Source organism: Ruminococcus sp. 1001136sp1 (assembly GCF_039841815.1).
Classification (GTDB): Bacteria; Bacillota; Clostridia; order Lachnospirales; family Lachnospiraceae; genus Blautia_A; species Blautia_A faecis.
On the sequence record NZ_JBDPGY010000004.1, the window covers coordinates 39365 to 65156 of the forward strand.

A 25792-nucleotide genomic window follows, 5' to 3' on the forward strand; every position below is an offset into this window, starting at 1 on the left:
TCGGAAACACCCAATATTTCTTTTTTATTTTTTCTTTTTTAACAGGAACAGTGAACCCCCTGTTCCGCACAATGCAAGACCAGCAAGAAGCAGCCACAGCCGTATATTGCTATCATCACCTGTTTTCGGTGTGTCTGTCGGCTTTGAAGGTTCCTGCGGTGTCTGCGGCGTTTCCGAAGGTTTCTTTTCATCCTTCATGGATACCTTCTGAATCTCTCCGGTATCTTTTACAGAAAACTCCACATCCTCCGCTATCAGATATCCTTCCGGTGCTGTTTCCTCTCGCAGTATATAATCTCCAATCGGAAGTTTTTCCATATAATGCGGCTTGTCTGTAGAAGTCCAGCTTTCCACCGCATTTCCATCTTTATCAAGCACCGTCATTTTTGCCCCCGGCAATTCTTTCCCCGAAATATCCGTTTTGGAAATCTCAACCTTTGTCACATCGTCTTTCATTTCCACTTTCTGAACTTCTGCAGTATTTTCAACAGTGAACGTAATACTTTCCGCTGTCACATAACCATCTGCCGGAAGTGTTTCTGTCAGAGTATATTCTTTGCCGACTTCCAGTTCTTTGATAATGTGCGGCTCCGTACCGGATGTCCACTCATCTACCACAGTTCCGTCCTGATCGGTTACTTCCAGTTTTGCACCCGGTAACTCTTCTCCTGTGGTAAGGTCAGATTTTGTGATTTCAAAGATAGTTGCCTCATTTTCAAAGGTGTGCTCAAAAGTAACTTCCGGCACATCCGCTCCAGCATACTCGAAAGTAAATTCTTTTACTTCTTCTGTCGTAACAAAACCTGCAGGTGCTTTTACTTCCTTCACATAGAAGCTGCCACCTACCGGAAGATCTGCAGTAAAGAAGATTTTTCCATCCTTGTCAGTCGCTTTCTGCTCCATAATGGTATCTGCTTTTACAAGCACATCACCGTCAGTATTCTTAATATCTTCTTTGGCACAAAGGGCAAATACGCCGCCCTCCAGCACACGGTCAGAATCTTTCTCTTTTTTGGTTACGATCACTTTTGCTTTCTGACGGCTGTTCTGCCATTCAGAATCGAAAGTTACCACCGGAGTATCCTGATCACGATAAGTCAGATCAATGTCTCTCGGCTCTCCGTCCAACACAAAACCATCGGCTGTTTCTTTTTCTACCACATAGTATTTTCCAAGCGGCAGGTCATCGGTTCTTGCAATGCCAAGTTCATCGGTTTTGATGGTTGCTACCAGTTCATCCTTTTTGTAATAATCATCACTTTCTCCGTCAGCGGCTTTAATATCTTCTCTGGCATAAATTTCAAAGGTAACGTCTTTCAAAGAGCCTGTCACATAACCCCAGATGGAATCCATTGCTCCTGCAACCATGTCATTCCAGCTCACTTCACTTAAGAATTCACCTTTTTTGTTGATGATGATACGTCCAATCGGAACGTCATCCTTCATTTCCACTTTCTGAATCTCTGCAGTATCCGTGATTGTAAATTCCACTTCTTCTGCTTTTAAGTAGCCATATGGCGCAAATTCTTCACGCAGGATATAGGTTTCCCCGACATGCAGACGTTTGATGATATGCGGTTCCCCTTTTACGGAAGTCCATTTATCAATTTCATTTCCATCTTTATCAAGAACCGTTAGAGTTGCACCATCCAGTTCCACGCCTGTGGTAAGGTCAGATTTTCTAAACTCAACCGTTGTAGGCTGATTCTTAAAGATTTCTTTCAGGCGGACAACTTCTACATCCTGACCCTGATAAGAAACAGTCACTTCGATAATCTCATCAGAAGAAACAAATCCGTCCGGTGCCTGTAATTCTTTGATATAGTAGCTTCCAAATGGTAAATTCTGTTCAAAAATTGCTGTTCCATCTTCGCCTGTGACGGCTGTACAAAGCTGCTCATCTGCTTTCACAATCACTTTTCCCCCGGCTTTGATGTCTTCTTTTGCATATAAACCAAACTCTGCTCCGGCGATGGTGCTGCCATTTTCCGCATCCTGTTTTTCCACGGAAATTTCCACTTTCTGACGCTCATTGATGAACTCTACGCTTTCCACCACGGCAGGAGTATCCTGATCCACATAGACAAACTGCACATTCTGCTCTGCTTTGTTATGTACAAAACCATCCGGTGCTGTTTTTTCTACAACCCTGTAATTTCCAAGTGGAAGATTTTTGATTGTGGCACTTCCTGTTTCATCTGTTGTAAGCTCTGCCACCAAAGTATCTTTGGCATACTCTAAAATACGGTTTCCGGCATCGTCTTTCTGAAAATCTGCAGTATAAATATCTTCTGCAGCGTAGATTGCAAAGACTGCTCCGGCAAGGTTTTCCATCTCATATTTGAAGTCCTTTCCGTAGTCTTTCAGAACTTCACCTTTTTTCACTACTGTAAGTTCCCCTTTTACCGGATGATTTTCATAAACCACTTCGATAATGGCATCTCCTGAAACCGGTTCAATCTGATACAGAGTATCGCTATCTACTTTAATTTCCGCATAATTCTTGTTGATGGTATATCCATCGGGCGCTGTCACTTCTTCAATACGATAATGACCGATTTTCAAATTCTGCGGAAGGATTAAATATCCATCAGCATCGGTAAAATAGGATTTATGTACAATAGTAGTCGGATAGGTCGTTACCTGTTCTACATATTTCTCATTATCCATATCGTAAATCTTAAATTCTGTTCCAGCAGCCAGCACTGTTTTCTTTGTTTCATCGTCCTGTTTCGTGATTTTCAATTTGGCAGAAAACTCATCATCCAAAAGCACACGCCATACCTGCGGCTCTGTCGGCTTATGCTCTGTGATTCTTACAATAAAATCATCCACTGGTTTATAATTATGCGGTGTCGTTGTCTCTCTTACCACATAAGTTCCATATGGAAGTGGAATGGATACTGCATAGCCTTTTTTATCGGTAAAGATTTCAGTTGCCCCATTTTCTCCAAGTACCACCGGAGTAACGGAATCAAAGTCATAAGTTCCATCTTCTTTCACAGTTAAAGAAGATACCAGATAAGCAGTAAATCCTGCGCCTTCAAGAAGTGCTGCATCGGTATTCCCGTTATTTGCAGCCTTAATAATCTGGAACGGCTGCTTCTTGACCTGCTCTAAGGATGTACAGCTTCGTTCCACCACAGCCACTAAATCCCCTTCATAATCACAGACAAGATCATATTCATTTTTATCTGTCAGATAACCTGTCGGCGGTGTAATTTCTTTCACAAAATATTTACCGAGATACAGGTTTTCTGCAACTGCTTCCCCTTTTTCATTGGTTGTCAGTGATGCCACCTTATCCCCGGCTTTATAAATCACACCTGTTGCCCCATCCGGATGTACGATATCTTCACGTGCATACAAACCATATACTGCTTTTTCCAATGTGGCATCGCCCTGCGGTTCTGCTTTGTTTGTTTCTGCATCTTTTTTCTTCAGGAAAATCTTTGCTGTCACACGTTCATTTACAAATGTATGGGAGAAAGAAACGTCAGCTTCGCTGTCATTGGTATATGAAAATTTAAAAGAATATATATCTTCTTTATTTCTCTGATACCCGGACGGAGCCTGTTCTTCTTTTACATAGTAAGAATTTCCAATCGGAAGATCCGCTGTAAATATCGCTGTCCCATCCTCACCTGTGACTGCCTTTTCAATCAGAGAACCTTTCTTCACAACCACAATGCCGTCTGCGTTTACAATATCATTTCCGGCATACAAACCGAAAATACCGCCATCCAAAGGTTTTTCTGTATCCTTATCTTTCTTTACCACGGATACTTTTGCTTTCTGTCTGTCATTGATAAAAGTAGTCTCTGAAAATACCGCTTCTGCATTCTGCCCTGCATAAGATAACGTCACTGTCTTTTCTTCTTTTGCGTTATAAAAGTTTTCTGGTGCCTGCATTTCCTTCACAATATAAGTTCCGAGATGGAGATTTTTTAATACTGCCGCACCGTTATCTCCCGTTACCAGATGCTCTTTTACCAGCTCGCCTTTCTTATATACCTGTGCCCCATAAGCGGTCATTATATCCTCTCCTGCATATACAGAATAAACAGCACCTTTTTGTCGGCGTTTCTCATAGCGGAACACAATGCCTTTCTCGCTTAAATCTGCACCCGTCAATACCTGTCCCTCTTTATATACAGTGAGCTCTCCAAGCTGTTCTTTATCCGGAACAGTTACAGAAGTAGACTGATTTGCTACAAGTTTCACATTATATGCGGATGTATTGATACGATACCCGGTTGGTGCCGTAATCTCTTTTAAATATACCGTATCTTGTGTTTTCACAATTTCCACAGAGGCCGTACCGTTCTTATCTGTCTTTGGCATCTCCTTGATAAGCTGTGTACAGTTTTTATCTTTATAAATGCCGAACACTGCACCGGACAGTTTCGCATCCTCTTTTTCAGAATCTACTTTTACAACCTGAACTTTTGCAAGTTCCAGCCATGTAACCTGAAAAGAAGCCGTAGTTTCTTCCTCTATTCCCTCTCCAAAAACCAGTGCCAGATTTTGCGTATCGGAACCTGTGGTAATTTTATAAGCAGAATAATCCTTTGTTATGCTTCCTTTCATCTTTGCAGACCAGTTTTGTCCCACATCTTCCGTCTGGGTCAACGGCGCTGAAAGAAAAAACGTTGTACCTCCTTTTACTACAACATCTGCCCCTGCATTGCTGATTTTTCCTGTGGATACGTTATGAAACTTTACGCCCTTTGGCAGTTTCATGGTAATGGACTGTCTGCTGTCTGCCTGAAACGTTACTTCTTTTGTTCTCTGGATATTTCCATCTACATAAGCAGTTACTTTGTCATCTGAAAATGCCATAGCCGCATCCGGGATTTCCGGCTGGCTGACCGCATAACTATATAATTCTTTTGCCAATGCGATTCCGGTATCATTCGCCCCATAAAAAGCATCTTCACTTCCCTCTGCATAGGATGCCGCAAGATGTGTCACGACAAATCTTTTTCCGGCTGAAAAATCGGGATATTTCTTATCAAAAAAACAATCCTCTCCGCTTGCATTTGTCCCATAATAACACACTTTGGACAATTCTTTGCCGTCTCCCAGTTTTGTAATTTCATATACTTCGCTGCCCGGTCCCGGCTTTGACGGCTGGATGCAGTATGCGGTTGCCGTCACGCTTCCAAACTTTACGGTAAACGGACAAGTCAGGTAGGAACCCAGACCATAGTCTGCATAATAATACCAGCCGCCGGAACTTACCTCTACCTGTGATGAACGCAGCATTTTAGGATTGTATGCAGTAAAAGTAACCGTTTCTCCTTCCTCCAATGCCAAAAGGTCCACATTCCCTGCAATCATATGGTTTTTAAACTGTTCCATAACATCTAAAAGTTTCAGGCCACTTTCCTCATCATAAGTGTCCTGCCCTTTTAATGCTTCTAATGCCTGATTCAGTTCTGTTTCCGAAAGTTTTTTCTTATGCGAGTCCGTCTCGCCTTCCTCTGCATCCTCTCCCCCGGTCTGATCATTTCCGTCAGAATCCTGTGCATTTTTCTCTTTATGGATTTCCGCTGACGGCTCTCTTACCACAATATTTCTTTGCACATGATAAGACGGATGACCACTGACAGGCTCTACAAAATACACTGCATGATACGTATCTGCTTTATTTCCATCAAATGCCTGTCCATTCTGGTTCTTTGCCTCGTGGTACGTGACCTTTACTTTTTCCGGATGAATCTTCATTCCTGAGAAATCACTTTTCACGTCAAAACCCGTTCCTGCTTCTACTTCATAATCTTCCGCCGTTACAATCTCATCTTCAGCAAGGGCACCCTTTACTTTTTCCATGTCAGGATATTCTGCTTCGTAAGCCGCTGGCTCCGCTTCTGCCGCATAAGTGGTAACTGGCTGCATAATAGAAGAAATGATTGTCAATGCCGAGAGAAATCCCGATACGATTCTCTTTGATTTCCCTTTCATTCGCTAAGTACCTCTCTTTCTTTGTTTTTTGCCATTCTAATACTGTCCTGTTTCAAAAATTTTTCCTAAGTTCCCATATCTCTTTACCTCCTTTTTTACTTGTACTGCCCATAACAGTACATGAATACAGGGAACTTCCCTAAGCGGAACTTCCCTGCATGGTATCTACTGTTATACAGCCCGTAACCGGACTGTTTTTTTATTGAGCGTTTTTCCTGTTCTCATCCTGAACCCGTTCCCTGCTCCGGTTTTCTTTCCGCAGCGTTTTCTCCGAAAGGGTGGGCAGAATGCCCACTCCATGCCGGGTATCTATTCAGGCAGGCTATGAAATTATCAAGGTACATATAAAGGGATTTTTGAAATAAGAAAATACCCTCTCACTAATCGCAGGCTGGAGAGGGTAAAAATTGACCGTTTATAGAAATTTTTTGTTATATGGATTTCAAAGAATTGTCAGTGTGTTTTCTATCGCAACAAACACCAGCATTATTAAAGAGAATTGTTAAAACAACACTAGCGTATTTGATACAAAAAACGGGAGAGAACTGCATAAAAAACAATTCTCTCCCGTAATCATTATTCACATTAATTTTTAATTAGCCCAATCAAGATATGTAGAATCAACCAATATACCTCTACTTTCCTTAAATGTGTCTACCAATGTACATTCTTTAGTATTCAGTCTCTTTTTTACATTCATTATATGAATATAACGTATTAAGATAATTATGGTATTTTATAGAATCAGTTTCTATTTCACCAACATCTATTCCATGAAGAATCGTAATATACATTTCAAGCATGGCACAATTACTATATAGTCTATCCGTATCATTATCATACACAACACAAAGAAAAGGTTCTAATGCATATCTGCTATGAAAATACAAATAGAAACTATGGCTTATTTCATTGTCTTTAACTATATAAATATCTGACACATTTAAATTTTTAATTGGTAAAGTTTCCAACGTGGCACGTGTTATAGCGTCCATCTTTTGTATGGATACTTTTTGATATAAAACAAATTTTTTCATAAGAATTTCAAGAACATCTCTTGTTTTCTTATACGGTTTTACAATGCTGTTATTATATTCTCGTTTTAAGTCATTTATAAACGATTCTGTCTCTGGATTTATTAAAACTTTTTTACACATCAACCCATCCACCTATTTCATTAAATTTAATCCAATAATCTTCGTTGTAAAAATAGCATCGGAGATTATTTGTTGAAATATATACACTTTCTTCAGTGTCAGGAATCACGCAAGTACCTATTGAACGATATCCTTGTGTTGCAGATAATCCATCAATAAGAAAACCTTTACTATAATATTGTGAATCACCTACAATATATAGGTTATCAGCCCTTAACGCTTGAACCGCATTAGAACCTTGCCAACGAATATAAATCGTATATAAGGTAGGAATTCCACCAGTTCTTCCACTCAGGACACATGTTACCGTTGTAAAGCCACTACGAAGTTGCCCTGAATAGTTACCGTTTTCATCCAAAAACAGACGTCCATCAAATGTCGTAGAAGGTCCATCGAGAGACATTATATCAGCATTCGTATTTGTCTCTATGTCGGAAGCAAATACTGTTTCAAAATTTATCGACAACAACAAACAACAAGCCAAAAATATGCTCATTACTTTTCTAATTTTTTTCATATCCATCTTTATATGGTTTTTATTAAATCTGAACATTATCGCTACCTCCAATCGTAGAATTATCAGTTGTTATTCTTTACATTAAGCATACGTATATTTATCTTTTTCAAAGAAAATAACCTACTGAACAAATTTTAATGTATCAAAGTCAATCTCTGGTACCGTAACTGCTCTTCCTGCACTTTGGGCAGCACTTAAATAGATATAGTCATTCACGATCCATCCCGGATAACCGATTGAGCTGTCAGACACCTGCCACCAAATATAGTTTTCATTCAAAGAATAATTATCATTTAACAAAACCCAATCTTTTCTGGTTTCATACAATAACCCATTAATTACTCCGGAAGTGCTCGGTGTGCTTCTTAAACGAACACCATTTCCTTTTACATATGCGAGATAGTAATATTCTTTTGACTTCATCAGTGTCTTCACATCTGGATTTTCTTCCCAGATTTTTTCAATCTCATTCTGATCTGTGATAATTTCAAGATCGGCAAATACTTCGTTTTGGTCTAAATACTTTTGAATTCTGGGATTCTCTGAAACAATTTCATTAATGGTTTCTTTGTCAGTCACAACTTCTAAATTTGCAAAGGGCTCTTTAACTTTCTCTGCCGCAAATGCAGTCACAGAACTGGTTACTACAACACAACAACAAATGAATAAACCACATAAACGCTTAATTTTTCTCATATTTCTTCCTCCTAATGTGGTGCATGTGAATATGCAAACTGCCAATCAGAAAGACTCTTTAGAGCAGCGCCACAGCATTTGCACATAATAACTCTTTTGGTATAGACCCAGCATTCAGTAGGACTTACTTTCGCATGACCATAAAGAGTTGTCTTAACCTGATTGCATGGAATATGCGTACAGGAAGCTCTTAAATTTTTATCTGAGACAATGTTTACCTCTTTATCAACATCCAACTGTTCCATAAAAGAATCTGCTATTTCCTCTGATACGCTAACTTCCTCGCCATTTTCATTAAAAAATGAAACTTCAACCTTTTCCGGCTCCTGTTCTGCTGCTGAAACACTAATCGTCGGCACCAAAATCAGTCCACATACTAATAATATGCTCCATATTTTTTTGATTGTTTTCATATTCTTCCTCCGTTTTATTATTTTTTTAACATTTCAACACTACACTGTCCATCTCTCCTTTCCAATATCAATGTAATTCTTTCGACCATTTTTCCGTCATAATTACATACTTCAATATTTAGTGTTGAACTGTCAGTTTCTGGTATTTTAATAACATTCCCGTCCTGATCTCTGAAATTTATACTATTCATTCCATCTGGCATCCAAAAAATCTTATTTCCATTTCTGAAAATATTATCAGCATTCAAGTTTTGTTCATTTTCTATCGTATAATATCTGCTTCCTTCTTCCACACTCATTTCCAGAACATACCCATATCCCAATGGAGTTCTTTGTTTTTCCAAGTTTACTCTCTCATTTAGTCTTAATTGCACCATTTTATCCCCAGTTGCCGCATAAACTACTAAATCAGGAGATTGCAGGTAATAATTTACAGAAAACATTATCATCATAGCTAATGCAACTACTGCTACACGATAATATCCTCTCATAAGAACTTTTTTTCTTCTTTGGGATTCAATTCTCTTTTTGTATGCTATAAAGAGTTTTCTCTCATTCTGCTCTGTCAGCACAATATCATCTGCTAATTTTGATATATTCTCTAATTTTTTTTCCAATTTTATCTGCCCTCACTTTCATATTTTTCTTTTAATCTTTTTCTTGCCCGTTCTAGTTTTTTCTTCACTGCACTCTCTGAAACCTTCAACATATCAGCAATCTCCTTGCAAGAATAGCCTTCTATATAATAAAGAATTAGTACTTCTTTATCCTTTGCATTTAATGTCATCAATGTATCCATAATTCCTGTTTCTTCAGGTTTATGGTAATGTAGTGCAAGAGTTTCGTAATCTACCGTTGGATGCATCCTTCTGAAACGGAGTATGTTTTTACAAATATTAATATTAACTCTTGTCAGCCATGCTCTTTCATGGCTTTCGTCATTAAAGTCCTTTTTTGTATTTAAATATTTCAAAAATGATTCCTGCACTGCATCATAAGCATCCTCTTCGCTACACAGCATAATAATTGATATTTTATACAACAGTTTACAATATTTATTAAAAATCTGATCAGCATTTCTTTTCATCTTTTTTTCTCCTCATATATATCACACATATAATACATAATTGGTGACACCTAAACCAAAAAAGCAAAAAAATATTTAACCACCTGCTACTCACCAAAGATTTTTCCATTCTTCTGCTTGTATTCTATATCATAATTATAGAAGCTAACTTCGGATACATAAACAGCTTTGTAAACTGACAGCTCTTCCCACCAATTTACAAAGCTGTTTTCATTTCATATACGTTGTCTTATACTGATACTATAACTTTAAATTTATATGATTTTAGAACAATTTTCCACTATTTTAATTGAAATAAATACATCCTCCCTCAATTCCAAGTTCTTTCATTATATTTTTAAGTGTCTTCAAAATTCGTTTTTTTCTGTTCTGTATTGTTTTACGGCTACATCCACAAATTTGTGCCGCTTCTTTCACTGTAACCTCTTCAAAAAATAACAGATAAATCAGATATGCCTCCTGTTCCGGTAACTGTTCTAAACTCTCCTTCAATTTTTTCAGGCATTCACTGCGTACTGCCATCTCCTCCGGCTGTCCTTCCTGCGATATAGAAGTTTTTGCAAAACTGCCTTCCTGCACCACATCAAGACTGCAAACACCGTATTTCTGTTTCTGTTCCTGCTGGTATTTTTCCCTTCTCCGGGACTGATACCATTCCAGATAAACCTCCCTGGTTACTTCCACAAGTGTTTCGTTTTCTGTCCGCAAAATATAATTTTTTCGTTCTTTCGGCTTCTTTCCACGCATATCTTCTTTCCTCCCACTATCTTATCTCTTTTCGATTGCAGCCACCTGACCGTACATCTGCATAATATCTCCGCATCCTGTTCATCGCCCTTGACAGGGTTCTGGACACCGCAGACGGAGAAATTCCCAATTCTTTTGACAGTTCATTCTGTGTTTTTTGATGAAAGAAACATCCGTAAAATACCCTTTTCTGCAGTTCCGTCAAAACCTCAAATATTTCATTTACAGACTCTCTGCCAACCAGCATCTCCAATGGAGACTTTTCTTCTGTCTGAAGCATTCCCCATTCTTCCGAAACATCACTGTATGAGATTGTCCAGCCCTGTTCTTTCGATTCCTGATTACGACTCAAACGGTCTTCTCCTTCCAATACCAGACGGATATACCACTCCCTTTGATTAAAAAACTCTTCCGAAATACAGTCCGCCTGTTCCGCATTGTATTGATATTCCCCACAAAAACAAATCGGAAATACCGTAGTGAACCGACTAACCTGATACAACGCATAGCCATTTTGAAATGCCAAGATTTCTGTCTCACAACCCATGCTCTTTTTGGCAATGACCGTTCCATATTCTTTTAATTTTTTTGCAGTTGGAATTTTCATGCCCGGATATGGGACATCTACGATCTGTTTTAATTCCTGTAATGTCAGCATAACTACCACCTCTTCCGGGTGGCAGAAAATAAAAACATCACAGACGAAAAAACAGTAAAAGACAGCTCCCGGCACACCCGTTTTTTTTTAACGGGAGCCTGAAACTCCTTTTACTGCCACATAAATTTCTTATGCTTTATTTTGTTCTGATAATTCCGGCTGTGAAGCAGCCACTTCATTATCCCTGCTATCTTCCTTTTTCTCCGAAAAAACAGAGAAATCGCCCATTGCATCATATGGGCATCTTTGTCTGTATGCAAGGCACTCTTCCCTTGTCATATCCTGCCTCCTTTCTGTCCGCATCTGTTCTCTTTCCTGACTTAAAGTTTAACAACATTGGCTTTCCATTACCTCATCAGATATGGGGATATTTCTAAATATTCCCACCATATCTGTTGAATTTCTACAATTCCGTACCAAATCCCTCAATCAACACTTCCATTGTCTTTTCCAAAATTTTCTGTTCTTTCCGTTTCAGTTTTTTCGCACGACAAATCAAATCATACAGACGATGGTTTTCTTCTTCCTTACATTCCCCCAATAGTGTTCCTGCATCGGTTTTCAGAATCACCGCCAGCTTCCTGAATATCTCAATAGACATTGCTGTCTGTCCTCCCTCAATCCTGCTGATCGTGTTGGGGCTGATACCTGTTTTTTCTGCTAATACTTCCTGTGATAAGTGAATTTCCTGCCGCCTTTTGCGAATACGGTTTCCTAAGTCAATCAAATCCTGCGATTCCGCACGATTACCCAACACACATCCTCCTTTACTTTGCGACACCGTGTCGCAAGGTTTTTCTTAAAAAGGGCAAAAAAGCAGCCAATATTTTTTACGCATTGGCTGCTTTTCACACTCTATATTCTATTTTTTATACTTTGTTTTTTCTCTTTGAAATCATGTTCTAAATGCTTTTCTCACTATCCACAAACCACCATATCCAATACTCTTTAACAGATATGTTCCCACCATAAGCAAACGCCATGTCAAAACCACGCTGCCTATCATTCCTCCTATCAGCAGATTAAAAGCAAACATTCCAACAGTACCGCCTATATCAAACCCTTTTGGAATCATCCAGAAATACATTTTTTGTATGCCAAAGGGAATCCCTGAAACTATCCACAATTTCCGGTAATCACACACACCGTTTTCCACACAAAACAGATAAACAATAAACATTACCACAGCTATCCCTAAAAGCGGAACTGCCACATTCTCCAAAAATTCTTTTCTTCTCATCCGTTTTATCCTCCTCCATACATATCGTGATTCACTTCTGCTCTGTAATAATTTTCTATGGTCATGGTTGAATTGTAGAGTGTTGTCAGAAGATACGCCCGGATATTTCCTACCTTGCTGGTATTCTTCTCAAGGCAGCCAACGACATATTCAATATGCCCATGTTCCACCTTCATAAAGCGGTTCTTCACAATCACCACAGGCTTGTCCACTCCGCCAATGCGAACAGTGCTGTTATCCGGCATGACCATAACCTCTACCATCAGTTCCACAAGTTCATCCACTTCCTCCTGTTGTCGATACCTGCTGTCCTCAAAACACTCATACGAAATATTTTCCCTGATAATTTTCCGATAGGCTTCCATCTCTTCCACCATATCTATCATTCCTGCTGTTTTCCTCACTGATAGATGAGAAAGATTAGATAAGATATTATCTGTCTCGTTAAAATCAGTTTCACTACTCTCAATGTCACTATACTCATTTTCACTAAAATCAGTATTGTTAATATCAGTATTATTAGATTGTGATTTTGGACATTCAGGAGTTGTGATTTTCACTATTCCAGAATTGTGATTTTCATCATTCTTGAATTGTGATTCTGCACATTCTTGAATTGTGGTTTTCATCATTCCAGAATTGTGATTTTCATCATTCTTGAATTGTGATTTTGGACATTCCTGAATTGTGGTTTTCACAACTCTTGAATTGTGATTTTCACAATTCTGTGTATTTACAGGCTTTTCCGGCTCTTTTTCTTCCTTTTCAGGCTGTTTGACCATAAAATTCTTCACATAAATCACGTTGGGTTTCCCCAATCCAAGCCGCCTTTTTTCCACCAGGCCAATGCCCTTTTCACTATCCAGTTCCTTTAATAACCGCACTGCCTTCTGTGTGCCACAGTTCATAAGCTCCGCAATTTCTTCCACAGTAAAAATAATGTATACCCTGTCCTCTTCATCGAACCAGCGATTTTTAATACTCAGGCTCATACGGTCCAGCAACAGACCGTATAAAACCTTTGCTTCGCAGGAAATAGTTTTGAAGCATTCTGCGGTAAATAAAATTTTCGGAATCCGGTAAAAGGTATACTGTTCCGCTTCCATTCCATGAAAATAATCAAACTGTATCTCCTGCATCTTCCTGTTCCTCCTTCCCTTTCTTCTTTCTCCACTGTTCCAACAGCGTATAAATTACTTCCTCAACCTGCTCTTTTGTATAGGCTGGCGGAAAATACGAGCGTACCTTCTTTGCCGAAAGAGTTACCTTTGTTTCTGCTTCCTTTTTCTGCAATAAAACAGAATAGATAATTCCCTGATTCAACGTCTTTTCCCTGCTATGATTCTTGAATAACTCCGCCTGTTTATCTGTTACCGTCAAAACTGCATTATCTATTGCCTCTAACACCCATTCCTGTTCTTCTACCGTCAGAAAAGAAAGTTTCTCTCCCGCTTTCATGGAAAGTCTTTTATTGTCTACATAGTCTAATAATCTGGAAATAAGGAATGATAGACGGATATACCGCTGAACCGTCCTTCCGCTTTCGCCAGCAGCTTCTCCTACCAGATCAGCCGTATGCTTCTCTCCCTTGCTTCCCTGATGTTTCATGGCTTCATATTTCATTTTATAAGCATGGGCTTTCTCACTGGGCAGAATATCTTCCCTCTGGATGTTCGTATCCACCATTATCACCGTAGCAGTATCATCAGGGATAAAATCCACCCCTTCTTCATGATGGATAATTCCTTCTCCCGGCTCCGGTTCCTTGTCATTGATAAGTTTTTCCATAATATTGACCAGTGTCTCATCCAGCTCGTCCGGTTCCTGAATCCCAAGACTGACCGCCATGCTTCCCTGTGCATCTGCTTCAATCAGAAGCACTTTTTTCCCTTCCCTTGCAAGACCGATTCCTAAATTCACACAGGTAGTTGTCTTTCCGACACCACCTTTTTGGTTTGCGACTGCGATTACTCTACACATACTTTCTTCCTGCCTTTCTCCTGTCATGCTTTACTGCATGGTATTTTCTCTTTTCTCTATTTCTGCGTATACACGAAAATATTTGTTTGTTCCTTTATTTGCAAACGGTTTCGATACTCCAAGCACCCGGATTTTCGGGTGCTGTTCCAAAAGTTTCCCAAACCACTGTATATCCTTAACTGTTCCCTGTAATCTAACCTTCAGCATATGAATCCTCCCAATCCCGATAAAAACAATACTCCGGATAACGGATTTTGACTGCCTCCCAAAAGTACCTTGCATAGCCACAGCAGAATAAATCACTGACCGAATATTCCCTGCATTCATCTACCTGTCTGTCACTGTCTCCTTCATAATCATAAACACTGGGAGTACCGTCACAATATAGGTTAAATGCCAGCCGTATAATCCTTACGCTGCCGCTTGTCTGCCAGCCTTCATGCAGGCATTCCGTTTTCACGTATCCTGTCTTAAAATCGTATATCTGTTCTGCGTTTTCTCTTGTATCCCGGTCAATTCCAAGACAATACACCAATGCCTTGTGGTATACATCCTGATATCTGCACTTTGGCAGATAGGTGTAATAAAATTTTTCGTGCTCCTTATTTTTGAAAGTAATTGTGCGAGTAGTATCTTTACCTGCTCTTAACGCTGTGTTATTTGCCATTTTAATTTCCTCCTGTTTTTTTGTACATGACCGTAACAAAAAAGACACTCTTCTAAAATTTCTCTTAGAAAAGTGTCCTCATAATGTAAAAATATTGATTTCATTTTGCATGGACTATTTAAAATCATTTATTATAGCCCATTAAGGAGGTTTTATTTGTCGTACCTTTGTCGTACTCTACATCAAAAAGCCTACATTTTTTAATCCTTTATCGGATTTTTAATACAGCTTTGCACCAGCCGGAATATGTTCATCTACCATCAGTAAATGTAATCCCTCTCTTCCGTCTTCCTCGTGTACTGCTGAAATCAGCATACCTTCGGAATCAATGCCCATCATCTTTCTCGGCGGAAGGTTTACGATTGCAATCGCTGTTTTTCCTACCAGTTCTTCCGGTTCATAATACTCGTGAATACCGCTTAAAATCGTGCGTTTACGGTCTGTTCCGTCATTCAGAGTGAACTTTAAAAGCTTCTTACTCTTCGGAACTGCCTCACACGCTTCAATCTTTACGGCTCGAAAATCTGACTTGCTGAAAGTGTCAAAGTCAACGTTTTCTTCAAAAAGCGGTTCGATTTTTACATTGGAAAAATCAATCTTCTCAGCAGGTTTTTCCTCTGCTTTTACAGCCGGTGCTGCCTGTGCCGCATTGTTTGCTTCGTTCTTGGAAGCGCCCTGTGACTTCATTGTCGGGAAGAGCAGTACGTCACGGATGGCCTGGCTATCGGTGAGAAGCATAACCAGACGGTCGATTCCGTATCCAATACCACCTGTGGGCGGCATACCAATCTCAAGTGCATTCAGGAAATCTTCATCTGTATGGTTTGCTTCTTCATCACCAGCATCTGCAAGTGCATCCTGCGCCTTGAAACGTTCGCGCTGATCAATCGGATCATTCAGCTCGGAATATGCGTTACACATTTCCCATGTATTAATGAAAAGCTCAAAACGCTCTACCTTGTTTGGATCAGAAGGTTTCTTCTTAGTCAACGGAGAAATCTCGATTGGGTGATCCATAATAAATGTAGGCTGAATCAGCTCTTTCTCACAATATTCTTCGAAGAAGAGATTGATAATATCGCCTTTCTTGTGACGCTCCTCATACTCGATATGATGTTCGGCAGCAAGCTTCTTGGCAGCTTCATCATCTGCAACCTGGTCAAAGTCAATTCCTGCATATTTCTTGATCGCATCATTCATGGTCAGACGCTCAAATGGCTTTCCAAGATCAATCTCGATACCATTGTAAGAAATCTTGGTGGAACCGCAGACCTTCTCTGCCAGATAGCGGAACATGGATTCCGTAAGTTCCATCATTCCTTCATAATCTGTATATGCCTGGTAAAGCTCCATCAGTGTAAATTCCGGATTATGACGGGTATCAACACCCTCATTACGGAATACACGGCCAATCTCGTAGACTCTTTCAAGTCCGCCAACGATCAGTCGTTTCAGATAAAGTTCCAGTGAAATACGAAGCTTAACATCTTCGTTCAGTGCATTGTAATGTGTCTCAAATGGTCTGGCAGCTGCACCACCAGCATTGGAAACCAGCATTGGAGTCTCTACTTCCATGAAGTCACGGCCAGCAAGGAAGTTTCGGATCTCTTTAATGACCTGAGAGCGCTTGATAAATACGTTCTTGCTCTCCTGGTTCATGATCAGGTCTACATATCTCTGACGATAACGCATATCTGTATCTGTCAGTCCGTGGAATTTCTCCGGAAGGATCTGCAGGCTCTTTGATAAAAGAGTCATTTTCTCTGCATGAATAGAAATCTCACCGGTTCTGGTTCTGAATGCAAAACCTTCCAGACCGAAGATATCGCCGATATCAGATTTCTTAAAGTCTGCATAAGAATCTGCTCCGATAGCGTCTCTTGCAACATATACCTGAATGTTTCCCTGTAAGTCCTGGATATTGCAGAAAGAAGCTTTTCCCATGACTCTCTTGAACATCATACGTCCAGCGATTGCCACATGGAGCGGGCTGGCATCCATAATACTTCTTCTCTCTTCGTAGTCGTTCTTCTGAACTTCCTTCGCCTGCTCTTCATCAAGACCTGTTACATCCGGCTCTGTACGATCCTTCAGCAGCTCTGCTTCGTGTGCCTCATAAAGGTTCTTTACTTCCAATGAATGATGGGTCTGATTAAATTTTGTTATCTGAAATGGATCCTTGCCATTCGCCTGAAGCTCTGCCAGTTTATCACGGCGGATTTTCAGAAGCTGATTCAGATCCTGATTCTTCTGTTCTGCCACTTTTGTGCCTCCTTAAATATTACGCTGGATTTCCAGCACTTTGTACTTCATGATACCGGATGGCAGCTCTACTTCTACAATATCACCTGTGTGTGCGCCCATAAGAGCCTTTCCTACAGGAGATTCGTTAGAAATCTTGCCTTCCAGGCTGTTTGCCTCTGTGGAGCCAACCAGCTTCAGTTCTATATCTTCGTCAAACTCGAAGTCATGTACTCTTACTTTACATCCTACGCTGATCTTGTCAAGATCGACTTCGTCCTCAACTACAACCTCAGCGTTCTTCAGGATTTTCTCAATTTCTTCAATACGCGCTTCGATATCTCTCTGCTCATCTTTAGCTGCATCGTACTCTGCATTCTCGGACAGGTCTCCCTGCTCTCTTGCCTCTTTGATCTTACCTGCTACTTCTTTTCTTTTTACTACCTTTAAATCATGCAGCTCTTCTTCCAGTTTTTTAAGTCCTGCATAGGTTAGTAAGTTCTTCTTTTCTTCCATTATAGCCTTACTCCCTTTCATTCCGGCGGCTTGTCGCCCCGTATCATACATTTCTTATATGCTGTTTCTCCCGGAAAATTCCATTACTATAAAAGTCCTGAACAAAAAGCTGCAGAAATATACCAACCACAGATAACATTCATTCGCCAAACAGTCCACTTTTATAATTGGTAATGCCTGCAGAAGCAGACATTTCATTACCCAAAAGGGTACAAATTCACTAGGATATTCACAGTTTCACCATTATAGCTAAATCAACAGGCATTGTCAAGACAGAAAAATAGCGAACAAATGTAAAAAAAGATGCCGCAGAACCACCATTTTCCGTGATTCTGCGGCATCTTACTTCTTAATTATGCTATTCTCTCAGAATATGCTTCTGAAGGGGGAAAAGTTATCCTTCGATGGCAATGTGTTTCTTCTCTTCCACTGCTGGTTTCGCTTCTTTCTTCGGAACAAACAGTTTCAGAATGCCATGTTTAAACTCAGCCTTAATATCCTCCTGCTGAACATCCTCGCCTACATAAAAGCTTCTGCTGCAGGCTCCTGCGTAACGCTCCCTGCGGATGTAATGACCGGATTCTTTCTCCTGCTCATCTTTGTCCAGACCTTTCTCAGCGCTGATGGTCAGGTAGCCATTCTCCAGGGAAGCCTTAATCTCATCTTTGGTAAATCCTGGAAGATCGACTACCAGCTGATAACCGTTATCCATTTCCTTAATATCAGTCTTCATAACGTGGCTGGCTCTCTTGCCATAAAGCTTCTTCTCGGTATCTTTCATTGCTTTATCATCATAATAGAATGGAAAATCATTAAAGAAATCATCAAATAAGTTCTCTCCAAAAATACTAGGCATTAACATAAGTCATCTCTCCTTTTTATATATGCTGTTTACCTTGTTTCTTGGAACTCGGGTGGTAGGGAATTCATAAAGCCTTTCGCTTTTGCTTTCTTTTTATCCCCTTCCTTTGTTCTAGTTGTAATATAGCACATATTGTTAGCACTGTCAATAGACGAGTGCTAATTTCACATTTTTTTCACATTCTAACATTTTTCTCTTTTCCTACAGCATCTCCCTCAGCTGATAATTTGTATACACCTGTTCATAATCATATTCCGAATCATACCTGGTAAGTGTCACCATCGGATCTGCACCTGGAATGATCTGGTAGCTATAGGAAACTTCGTAATCCTCATCTATAAATTTCACAGCCCCCTGGTTTTCAGAGCCTTCTGTGATTTCCGTCCTGTAAGCTGCGAAAACACGTCCGCTGTTTATATCGTTTGCTATGGCTGTCATAACTTCGGCCAGATTTCCAAGATCCTCATTTATCGTAAACTGGTTCCAGCGGTCTACCAGAACCGCACCATAGCATTTATCGCCATACTCACTGGTGGCCTCTCTCCAGCAAATGTTGATATAGTTATCATCCGTTATTCTGTAGCTTCCAACATAGTCCCTGGGATCATAATATTCATCTCCTGCCCAATGAGCTGTAAAGGTTCCATTGTCCTCATCCAGGGAAACTTCATAACCTTTTTCCAAATTCGCAGCCCCAAGATAGCGGGCAATGATCTCCTCCAGATTGTCTGTTTCCGGATGATAAATATAGGGATTCTCCTTTGGAATCTTAGCCTTTTCACTATCTTCCAGATCGTCCAGATTATCCAGACTCTGAGATTCTCCTGTCTGCACCAGTTCACGTCCAAAAATTACCTGGGTATCCTCATCCAAGCTCCCCACAAACTCTCCGTCCACCGTATCAAGATAAATGTCTCCTTCCTCCAGGGAAACAAGTATTTTCCCATCCTCCAGTTTCCATGAGACCTTCAGAATTTCTGCCGAGTCTGGCTCCTCACTATTGTAGGACATTTCCATGTAAGCACTTCCGTCTTCCATCAGCCTCATTTCCAAGTATTGGTTCAAATATTCTGCTACATTGTGGCGTTCGCTGCTTTCGTCAGAATATATTACATAATTGGCATACCAGATGCCCATATAGTCCTCCGGATTTTCGATTTCTGCATAGGCAATAGCTGGAAACGATGCAGTGATCAGCATTCCGGTAAATATTGCAGCAATTATTCTTCTTTTCATAAGCACCCTCCCTGGATCATATAATTTTTCTGAAAAATATAGTTTCAGCTTTGGTCACTGTTCACAGGGAATGTTTCGCGAGGTGTTTTTTGTGAGCAAAGCTCACAGAAAACCCGAGACTTGCGGCGCGAAATCATGCAAATGCATGATTTCTGTGCATCGCGGAGCGTGTTGCTGTAAACGGAGTGAACAGTAACCAGCTTTGCAGCCAGATACAAAACAGTAACCAGAAATTTTTTCTACAACTGTATCATTCTGCTGTAACTATATTATAAGAAATTCACCCAGGAAAAAGCACTATACTCTGGTTAGTATTTTTCTCATTTCCCATATAAAAAGAATCCTGCTTGCAGGATTCTCCGCCTGCGGCGGGGCCGCCTCGAGCGACAGCTATCCTTCCGCCGCAGTGCGCTCCTGCCCGGTAGGACTTTTAATATAATAGGCAATTCCAATAGAATTTCCTATTACATTAAAAAGGCGTCCCTTGCAAGCTGAACCACTTACAAGAACGCCCTGTACATCGAATATTAAATAACTGCCATATTAACTTGTCAGATTTTCAGACACGCTCTACCACTCTATACCATATTCTATCTCTCTAAAAGCTTCCCAACCAGGCTTGTCACCAGAAACGCCGCAATATCTACAGCCACAATAGTAGACCCTACCGGCGTTCCGCCAAGAATGGAAACAATAATTCCAAGAAATGCACACAACACGGATAAAATCGCCGAACAGATAATTACAGCGCTGAATCGTTTATAGATTCTCATTGCCGACAGTGCCGGGAAAATGATCAGAGCTGAGATCAACAAGGATCCCACCAGGTTCATAGCCAGCACAATGATCACTGCTGTGATCACCGCAATCAGAAGATTGTACATATCCGTCCTGGTTCCAGTGGCTTTTGCAAAATTTTCATCAAAGGTAACCGCAAATATCTTATGATAAAATACTGTAAACAGTGCCACAACAATAACAGACACCACCACACACAGCCACACCTCAGCTGTGGTCAGGGTCAGGATTGACGTAGAACCAAACAGGCTGCTGCACACATCTCCGGAAATATTAGAGCCTGTGGAAAACACATTCATCAGCAGATAGCCAACTGCCAGGGCTCCGACCGAAATCATAGCGATTGCCGCATCTCCTTTGATCTTTGTACTCTGTCCTGTACGAAGAAGCAGCACCGCACAGATCACAGTTACCGGCATAACGAACAGCATATTGTTGCTGAAATTCAGCACTGATGCAATGGCCATAGCGCCGAATGCCACATGGGACAGTCCGTCCCCAATAAAGGAAAATCGCTTCAGCACCAACGTTACCCCCAGAAGAGAGGAGCAAAGTGCAATAAGCACGCCTACGATCAAAGCATACCACACAAATGGATACTGGAAATAAAATGCCAGTTTTTCAAAAATTCCGCTCATGCTTTTCCCTCCTCTCCAGCATCCACAAGCCTCTTTCCAATCTTGCTTTCCAGATATTCCTCTTTTGTTCCGAAGAAAACCTTCTGTCCAATATGCAGCACATGACTTGCATAAGTCGCTACTTCACTGATATCGTGGGAAATCATGATGATGGTTACTTGGTCTTCTTTATTTAATTCGTTGATAATCTGGTACATATCCGCAGTTGCAACCGGATCCAGGCCAGAAACAGGCTCATCCAGAAGGAGGATTTTCCTTGTGGCGCAGAGAGCTCTGGTCAGAAGCACTCTCTGCTGCTGCCCGCCGGACAATTGTCGATAACAACGGTCAGCCAGATCCGTAATCCTGGTTTTCTCCATCAATTCATGGGCTTCTTTTTTCTCTGCTTTATTGTAAAAAGGACGAAGCCCCATTCTTCCCAGGAAACCGGACATCACAATTTCGTCTACCGAAGCAGGGAAGTCTCTCTGAAGCGCAGTCTGCTGTGGCAGATAGCCAATCTCGTTGATTTTTAAATCGTCTCCCAGAATGATGCTGCCGCTCATAGGGCTCTGAAGATGAAGAAGGGTTTTCATCAGTGTGGATTTCCCAGAGCCGTTTTCTCCTACGATACAAAGGTAATCACCGGAATTTACGCTGAAATTCAGCCCGGACAAAATCGCTTTTCCTTCATATCCCAATGTAAGGTTCTCACAAGTAATCAGACTCATAATGCCTCCTTCAGAATCTGGAGATTATTTTCCATGATGGAAAGGTATGTGGTTCCCTCTTCCACATCCTTTGTTGTTACGGACTGCATGGAATTTAATGTCAAAATCTTCTGATCCTTAGTATTTGTATTTTCAATTACTGCTTTCGCCACTTTCTGATCGGAATTCTCGATAGTGAGAACAGCCGGAAGGTTCAGCTCATCCAGCTTACCAGCCAGAAATGTGATGGTCTCGAAGCTGGCATCTGTTTCTGCGGAACAGCCGGCAAATGCAGCGTAATAGGTAAGATTATAGTCGTCAATTAAATAGCGGAACGGGAAACGATCCGCAAAAAGCAGGGTTTTTGACCGGGATTTCTCCACTGAAGTCTGGTATTCCTGATCCAGAGCTGCCAGTTTTTCTTCATAAGCCTCGGCGTTCTGCTGATAAAGCTGGGAATGCTCCGGATCAGCATCAGCAAGACTACTGGCAATGGTGTCGCAAAACAGAGACGCATTTTTCAAGGACAGCCAGACATGCTCATCGTATTCCAGATCATCATCGTGGGTATGCTCTTCTTCGTGAGTGTGGCCGTCTTCTTCCTGCATTCCCTCTACAAGCTCTTCCTCCTTCACCTGATCTCCCAGCACATCCATCAGGTTGATTGCTTTTCGGTCTGGGTTTCCGGCGCCCTTCAATGCATCGGCTACCCAGGAATCAGACTCACCGCCTACATAAATAAACAGGTCACAGGTGGATACCTTCAAAATATCTTCCATGGTAGGCTGGAAACTATGCATGTCTGTTCCGTTACCCAAAAGCAAGGTAAGATCCACATTCTCAGCCTGGTCACCCAGGATTTCCTTTACCCAGTCGTATTCTGGAAAAATAGTGGCTACAATCTGAAGCTTCTGACTATCTGTGCTGGCATTCTCCTGTTCGCTGCCATTTCCCCCGCTCTGGCTTTCCGTCACACCGGAATTGTCAGTTCCTGCCGCCGCACCTGCACCGCAGCCTGCCAAAAGGCAGGCCGTACCTATTGTGGCAGCTGACATGAGTAGCCTTTTGAATTTATTTTTTAATTTGTGCATGTTCAACCTCATTATTTTCCTCTACACTCCTCACAGATTCCATAAAACACCGTCCTGGTAAAATCCCACTGAAATCCATGGTCTTCCAGCATATGCTCGCCCAGATGTGTCATTTCCCCGCATTCCAGATGAATCACCTTTCCACACTTCTCGCATTTGCAATGAAAGCATATATGCTTATGACAATGCTCATCATGTCCCAGATACTCGAAGCATGCACTGCTAGTGCCGTCTACCACATATTTAGCAACCAGTCCCTGCTCCACCATCCGGTCAAGCTGGCGGTACACCGTTGTGGTTCCGATAGAAATCCCCTGACTTTTAAAGTATTTGCATATATCGCTGACTGTAACATGTTTTCCTTCCATAGAGCACAGATAATTCTCCAGCTCTGTAATCTGTCTGGTACGATATTGTGCTTTTTCGCTCATTTCCCGCGCCTCCAATTTGAAAATCATTTTCATATTATAGCAGATTCTTTTTCAAAGTCAATATGAAAATCGTTTTCATTTTTATCATTCCGTATTTTTTATAGTGCAATCCAAAATTCTCTTGTTTCTGCAGCACACAAGTGCTATTCTTATTCACAAAACAGACATGCCGTCTATCGGTGACATCACTATATATGAAAGTTTACATTTCTAAAGGAGCCTGACATCATGGAAAATATAAGTTATGGAAAAATTGTTCTGATCGGCGCAGGTCATGTGGGATCTGCAATTCTGGACTCTCTTCTGCGAATGAATCTTGCAGATGAGATCGTTGTCATAAACAGAAATGAAAAAAAAGCATTAGGAGTCGTACTGGATGCCAGCCACACCACCGCCTTTGCATACAGTGCCAACGCAAACATCCGGGTGGGTACCTACGAGGACTGTAAAGACGCCCAAATTATCATCAACACCGCAGGTCCCAGCATTCAGCCGGGTAACTCCCGTGACCGCATGGTGCTGCTGCAGACCAATGTGCAGGTGATGAAGGAGATCATGACACAGATTACCACTTACACCCGTTCTGCCATTATTATCAATGTTTCAAATCCAATGGACATTCTTACTTATATTGCACAGAAGGAATTCAACTATCCCCGAAATCTTCTGATCGGTACCGGTACTCTTCTGGACACCGCCCGCTTCAATAAAATGCTTGCCGACCTGTGCGGCGTAGATGCCAAAAATGTCACCGGATTCGTTCTGGGCGAACACGGCGGCACAAGCTTTATCCCATGGAATGCGGTTAATATTGTAGGAATTCCTTTCCATGATTTTCAGAAGCAGTTTGGTCTGAAAGAGCCTGTTGACTGTAAAAAGCTGCTTCACGAGGTGAAGGTCAGCGGTCTGGACATTGTAGAACTGAAGGGCTACACAAGCTCCGGCATCGCCCTCAGCGTCTGCCGTCTTGTAGGAGCCATTATGCGAAATGAACGTGCCGTTGTACCGGCTTCCGTTGTTCTGGAAGGGGAATACGGATTAGAAGGAATCGCAATGAGCCTTCCATGCGTTATTTCACGAAATGGCGTGGAACGCACACTGCAGATTCCGCTGGATAAAGAGGGTGAGAAAAATCTTAAGATCTGCTACGAGTATCTCCGTAATGTAATCGAGAGTATTTCCTGACACCATAAATAATAAAAGCTTACTACAACTTAGACATTTATTTTTTCAATGTCTAAATCGCAGTAAGCTTTTTTACTTATAAAGCATACATAAAGTTAATCCCCATAAAAATGGTAAAAACATTCCTGTTATCTCTTGCACCCACTTGCAATGGCGTGTACCGGACATGCCTGCTTACACCGTCCGCAACGGATACATTCCGGACTGTTGGGGTTTTCCACAGGGTTGACCACCATCTGGCAAGCCTTTGCACATTTTCCACAGTGAACGCATTTTTTCATATCTACACGGTAGCGGTAAATGGAGACCTTATTGAATACGGAATAAAATGCGCCAAGCGGACAAATATAACGGCAAAATGGTCTGTAAATAATAATGGAAAGAACAATTGTCACGATCAGAATTGTATTTTTCCATATGTACAGCCAGCCAATGGCACCGCGCATAGCCTTGTTCAAAAGTACCAGCGGCAATCCGCCCTCCAAAGTTCCGGCCGGACAGATCAGCTTACAGAAATAGGGTGCTCCCTGGCCCATTATATCTGTGAGAAACAGGGGAAGCAGAATTACAAACACCAGAAAAACCACGTATTTCAGCTTTCGAAGAAGCTTGTCCCCTTTGAAGGTACGGATTTTCTTTGGAAAAGGAATCTTGTTCAGCAAATCCTGGATCAATCCAAACGGGCAGAGAAAACCACACACCAGCCTTCCCAGGATCGCACCTACGAAAATCAGAAATCCGATTACGTAGTAGGCAAATTTAAAGTTCCAGCTTCCAACCACAGCCTGTAAGGAACCAATTGGACAGGCTCCTGCTGCCCCGGGACAGGAATAGCAATTCAGTCCCGGAACACAGGCATTTTTCAGCTTTCCTGTATATATTTTTCCAGTTACAAATCCGGATATATGGGAATTTGTAAGTGCCGCCCAGAGTGCCTGTATGGTATGTCTGGGCCAGTTTTTTATGTTCATTTTCT

General features: G+C 41.1%; 26 protein-coding genes. 1 reads left to right on the top strand and 25 read right to left on the bottom strand.

Translation table 11 applies throughout. The features are described from left to right. Window positions 1–24 precede the first annotated feature (24 nt). The 24 genes from ABHC48_RS04575 to ABHC48_RS04690 form a co-directional block, all read right to left on the bottom strand. Window positions 25–5967, bottom strand: a complete 5943-nt coding sequence (locus ABHC48_RS04575) for a SpaA isopeptide-forming pilin-related protein (protein ID WP_347505158.1) — start codon at window positions 5965–5967, stop codon at window positions 25–27. A 671-nt stretch (window positions 5968–6638) separates the two neighbouring features. Continuing rightward, window positions 6639–7124, bottom strand: coding sequence for a hypothetical protein (locus ABHC48_RS04580; RefSeq protein ID WP_117639532.1), 486 nt, complete (start codon window positions 7122–7124; stop codon window positions 6639–6641). After that, window positions 7117–7677 (bottom strand): hypothetical protein, encoded by a 561-nt coding sequence (locus ABHC48_RS04585; RefSeq protein ID WP_117639530.1) that lies wholly within the window; start codon window positions 7675–7677, stop codon window positions 7117–7119. Before ABHC48_RS04585 ends, ABHC48_RS04580 begins: the two co-directional genes overlap by 8 nt. A gap of 84 nt (window positions 7678–7761) precedes the next feature. After that, on the bottom strand, window positions 7762–8337 hold the full coding sequence (locus tag ABHC48_RS04590) for a hypothetical protein (RefSeq protein ID WP_151190353.1): 576 nt from the start codon (window positions 8335–8337) through the stop codon (window positions 7762–7764). 11 nt (window positions 8338–8348) lie between these two features. Next, window positions 8349–8750 (bottom strand): hypothetical protein, encoded by a 402-nt coding sequence (locus ABHC48_RS04595; RefSeq protein ID WP_117639526.1) that lies wholly within the window; start codon window positions 8748–8750, stop codon window positions 8349–8351. A gap of 17 nt (window positions 8751–8767) precedes the next feature. Continuing rightward, complete coding sequence (locus tag ABHC48_RS04600) at window positions 8768–9367, bottom strand: hypothetical protein (protein WP_151190354.1); 600 nt, start codon at window positions 9365–9367, stop codon at window positions 8768–8770. A 2-nt stretch (window positions 9368–9369) separates the two neighbouring features. Further along, window positions 9370–9837, bottom strand: coding sequence for a sigma-70 family RNA polymerase sigma factor (locus ABHC48_RS04605; RefSeq protein ID WP_151190355.1), 468 nt, complete (start codon window positions 9835–9837; stop codon window positions 9370–9372). A gap of 285 nt (window positions 9838–10122) precedes the next feature. After that, the gene (locus tag ABHC48_RS04610; protein WP_187565290.1) at window positions 10123–10584 is read right to left on the bottom strand and encodes a sigma-70 family RNA polymerase sigma factor; all 462 of its coding nucleotides are present in this window, start codon (window positions 10582–10584) and stop codon (window positions 10123–10125) included. A 16-nt stretch (window positions 10585–10600) separates the two neighbouring features. Next, entirely contained in the window at window positions 10601–11242 is a 642-nt protein-coding gene (locus ABHC48_RS04615) for a sigma-70 family RNA polymerase sigma factor (protein ID WP_151190434.1), read from the bottom strand. A gap of 129 nt (window positions 11243–11371) precedes the next feature. Continuing rightward, the gene (locus ABHC48_RS04620; RefSeq protein ID WP_173770149.1) at window positions 11372–11521 is read right to left on the bottom strand and encodes a hypothetical protein; all 150 of its coding nucleotides are present in this window, start codon (window positions 11519–11521) and stop codon (window positions 11372–11374) included. Window positions 11522–11645: 124 nt separating this feature from the next. Then, complete coding sequence (locus ABHC48_RS04625) at window positions 11646–11999, bottom strand: helix-turn-helix transcriptional regulator (RefSeq protein WP_334284918.1); 354 nt, start codon at window positions 11997–11999, stop codon at window positions 11646–11648. A 138-nt stretch (window positions 12000–12137) separates the two neighbouring features. After that, window positions 12138–12482, bottom strand: coding sequence for a DUF6050 family protein (locus ABHC48_RS04630; RefSeq protein WP_151190433.1), 345 nt, complete (start codon window positions 12480–12482; stop codon window positions 12138–12140). Window positions 12483–12487: 5 nt separating this feature from the next. Beyond that, window positions 12488–13621 (bottom strand): DUF6017 domain-containing protein, encoded by a 1134-nt coding sequence (locus tag ABHC48_RS04635; protein WP_347505164.1) that lies wholly within the window; start codon window positions 13619–13621, stop codon window positions 12488–12490. Next, window positions 13602–14462: an AAA family ATPase gene (locus ABHC48_RS04640; protein WP_243284481.1), complete on the bottom strand. Its 861-nt coding sequence runs from the start codon at window positions 14460–14462 to the stop codon at window positions 13602–13604. The genes ABHC48_RS04635 and ABHC48_RS04640 overlap by 20 nt, the downstream gene beginning before the upstream one ends. Window positions 14463–14492: 30 nt before the next feature. After that, window positions 14493–14669 (bottom strand): hypothetical protein, encoded by a 177-nt coding sequence (locus ABHC48_RS04645; RefSeq protein WP_173770147.1) that lies wholly within the window; start codon window positions 14667–14669, stop codon window positions 14493–14495. Beyond that, window positions 14656–15129 carry a DUF6075 family protein gene (locus ABHC48_RS04650; protein WP_151190430.1) on the bottom strand — a complete coding sequence of 158 codons (474 nt, stop codon included), beginning with the start codon at window positions 15127–15129 and terminating at the stop codon, window positions 14656–14658. The genes ABHC48_RS04645 and ABHC48_RS04650 overlap by 14 nt, the downstream gene beginning before the upstream one ends. Window positions 15130–15348: 219 nt before the next feature. Further along, window positions 15349–17391: a lysine--tRNA ligase gene (gene lysS / locus ABHC48_RS04655; RefSeq protein WP_173770609.1), complete on the bottom strand. Its 2043-nt coding sequence runs from the start codon at window positions 17389–17391 to the stop codon at window positions 15349–15351. 12 nt (window positions 17392–17403) lie between these two features. Continuing rightward, window positions 17404–17886, bottom strand: a complete 483-nt coding sequence (gene greA, locus ABHC48_RS04660) for a transcription elongation factor GreA (RefSeq protein ID WP_148461413.1) — start codon at window positions 17884–17886, stop codon at window positions 17404–17406. Between the two features lie 394 nt (window positions 17887–18280). Then, the gene (locus ABHC48_RS04665; protein WP_148461412.1) at window positions 18281–18748 is read right to left on the bottom strand and encodes an Hsp20/alpha crystallin family protein; all 468 of its coding nucleotides are present in this window, start codon (window positions 18746–18748) and stop codon (window positions 18281–18283) included. Between the two features lie 201 nt (window positions 18749–18949). Continuing rightward, window positions 18950–19984 (bottom strand): hypothetical protein, encoded by a 1035-nt coding sequence (locus ABHC48_RS04670; RefSeq protein WP_195983073.1) that lies wholly within the window; start codon window positions 19982–19984, stop codon window positions 18950–18952. Window positions 19985–20574: 590 nt separating this feature from the next. Beyond that, complete coding sequence (locus tag ABHC48_RS04675; protein WP_173716478.1) at window positions 20575–21420, bottom strand: metal ABC transporter permease; 846 nt, start codon at window positions 21418–21420, stop codon at window positions 20575–20577. Next, window positions 21417–22130, bottom strand: a complete 714-nt coding sequence (locus ABHC48_RS04680) for a metal ABC transporter ATP-binding protein (RefSeq protein WP_195589606.1) — start codon at window positions 22128–22130, stop codon at window positions 21417–21419. Before ABHC48_RS04680 ends, ABHC48_RS04675 begins: the two co-directional genes overlap by 4 nt. Further along, complete coding sequence (locus ABHC48_RS04685) at window positions 22127–23200, bottom strand: metal ABC transporter substrate-binding protein (RefSeq protein ID WP_148461401.1); 1074 nt, start codon at window positions 23198–23200, stop codon at window positions 22127–22129. Before ABHC48_RS04685 ends, ABHC48_RS04680 begins: the two co-directional genes overlap by 4 nt. An 11-nt stretch (window positions 23201–23211) precedes the next feature. Beyond that, window positions 23212–23631, bottom strand: coding sequence for a transcriptional repressor (locus tag ABHC48_RS04690; RefSeq protein ID WP_148461400.1), 420 nt, complete (start codon window positions 23629–23631; stop codon window positions 23212–23214). Window positions 23632–23859: 228 nt separating this feature from the next. Between ABHC48_RS04690 and ABHC48_RS04695 the strand changes: the two genes are divergently transcribed. Continuing rightward, window positions 23860–24816, top strand: a complete 957-nt coding sequence (locus tag ABHC48_RS04695) for an L-lactate dehydrogenase (RefSeq protein ID WP_195983072.1) — start codon at window positions 23860–23862, stop codon at window positions 24814–24816. Window positions 24817–24944: 128 nt separating this feature from the next. Here the strand turns inward: ABHC48_RS04695 and ABHC48_RS04700 are convergent, their stop codons facing one another. After that, complete coding sequence (locus ABHC48_RS04700) at window positions 24945–25787, bottom strand: 4Fe-4S binding protein (protein ID WP_195983096.1); 843 nt, start codon at window positions 25785–25787, stop codon at window positions 24945–24947. Window positions 25788–25792: the final 5 nt, after the last annotated feature.

What these genes read in the sequence shown, in the direction of transcription:
- ABHC48_RS04575 (WP_347505158.1), bottom strand. Translation starts at nt 5,967, where the DNA reads ATGAAAGGGAAATCAAAGAGAATCGTATCGGGATTTCTCTCGGCATTG.
- ABHC48_RS04580 (WP_117639532.1), bottom strand. Translation starts at nt 7,124, where the DNA reads ATGTGTAAAAAAGTTTTAATAAATCCAGAGACAGAATCGTTTATAAAT.
- ABHC48_RS04585 (WP_117639530.1), bottom strand. Translation starts at nt 7,677, where the DNA reads ATGTTCAGATTTAATAAAAACCATATAAAGATGGATATGAAAAAAATT.
- ABHC48_RS04590 (WP_151190353.1), bottom strand. Translation starts at nt 8,337, where the DNA reads ATGAGAAAAATTAAGCGTTTATGTGGTTTATTCATTTGTTGTTGTGTT.
- ABHC48_RS04595 (WP_117639526.1), bottom strand. Translation starts at nt 8,750, where the DNA reads ATGAAAACAATCAAAAAAATATGGAGCATATTATTAGTATGTGGACTG.
- ABHC48_RS04605 (WP_151190355.1), bottom strand. Translation starts at nt 9,837, where the DNA reads ATGAAAAGAAATGCTGATCAGATTTTTAATAAATATTGTAAACTGTTG.
- ABHC48_RS04610 (WP_187565290.1), bottom strand. Translation starts at nt 10,584, where the DNA reads ATGCGTGGAAAGAAGCCGAAAGAACGAAAAAATTATATTTTGCGGACA.
- ABHC48_RS04615 (WP_151190434.1), bottom strand. Translation starts at nt 11,242, where the DNA reads ATGCTGACATTACAGGAATTAAAACAGATCGTAGATGTCCCATATCCG.
- ABHC48_RS04620 (WP_173770149.1), bottom strand. Translation starts at nt 11,521, where the DNA reads ATGACAAGGGAAGAGTGCCTTGCATACAGACAAAGATGCCCATATGAT.
- ABHC48_RS04630 (WP_151190433.1), bottom strand. Translation starts at nt 12,482, where the DNA reads ATGAGAAGAAAAGAATTTTTGGAGAATGTGGCAGTTCCGCTTTTAGGG.
- ABHC48_RS04635 (WP_347505164.1), bottom strand. Translation starts at nt 13,621, where the DNA reads ATGCAGGAGATACAGTTTGATTATTTTCATGGAATGGAAGCGGAACAG.
- ABHC48_RS04640 (WP_243284481.1), bottom strand. Translation starts at nt 14,462, where the DNA reads ATGTGTAGAGTAATCGCAGTCGCAAACCAAAAAGGTGGTGTCGGAAAG.
- ABHC48_RS04645 (WP_173770147.1), bottom strand. Translation starts at nt 14,669, where the DNA reads ATGCTGAAGGTTAGATTACAGGGAACAGTTAAGGATATACAGTGGTTT.
- ABHC48_RS04650 (WP_151190430.1), bottom strand. Translation starts at nt 15,129, where the DNA reads ATGGCAAATAACACAGCGTTAAGAGCAGGTAAAGATACTACTCGCACA.
- greA (WP_148461413.1), bottom strand. Translation starts at nt 17,886, where the DNA reads ATGGAAGAAAAGAAGAACTTACTAACCTATGCAGGACTTAAAAAACTG.
- ABHC48_RS04665 (WP_148461412.1), bottom strand. Translation starts at nt 18,748, where the DNA reads ATGTTAATGCCTAGTATTTTTGGAGAGAACTTATTTGATGATTTCTTT.
- ABHC48_RS04670 (WP_195983073.1), bottom strand. Translation starts at nt 19,984, where the DNA reads ATGAAAAGAAGAATAATTGCTGCAATATTTACCGGAATGCTGATCACT.
- ABHC48_RS04675 (WP_173716478.1), bottom strand. Translation starts at nt 21,420, where the DNA reads ATGAGCGGAATTTTTGAAAAACTGGCATTTTATTTCCAGTATCCATTT.
- ABHC48_RS04680 (WP_195589606.1), bottom strand. Translation starts at nt 22,130, where the DNA reads ATGAGTCTGATTACTTGTGAGAACCTTACATTGGGATATGAAGGAAAA.
- ABHC48_RS04685 (WP_148461401.1), bottom strand. Translation starts at nt 23,200, where the DNA reads ATGCACAAATTAAAAAATAAATTCAAAAGGCTACTCATGTCAGCTGCC.
- ABHC48_RS04690 (WP_148461400.1), bottom strand. Translation starts at nt 23,631, where the DNA reads ATGAGCGAAAAAGCACAATATCGTACCAGACAGATTACAGAGCTGGAG.
- ABHC48_RS04695 (WP_195983072.1), top strand. Translation starts at nt 23,860, where the DNA reads ATGGAAAATATAAGTTATGGAAAAATTGTTCTGATCGGCGCAGGTCAT.
- ABHC48_RS04700 (WP_195983096.1), bottom strand. Translation starts at nt 25,787, where the DNA reads ATGAACATAAAAAACTGGCCCAGACATACCATACAGGCACTCTGGGCG.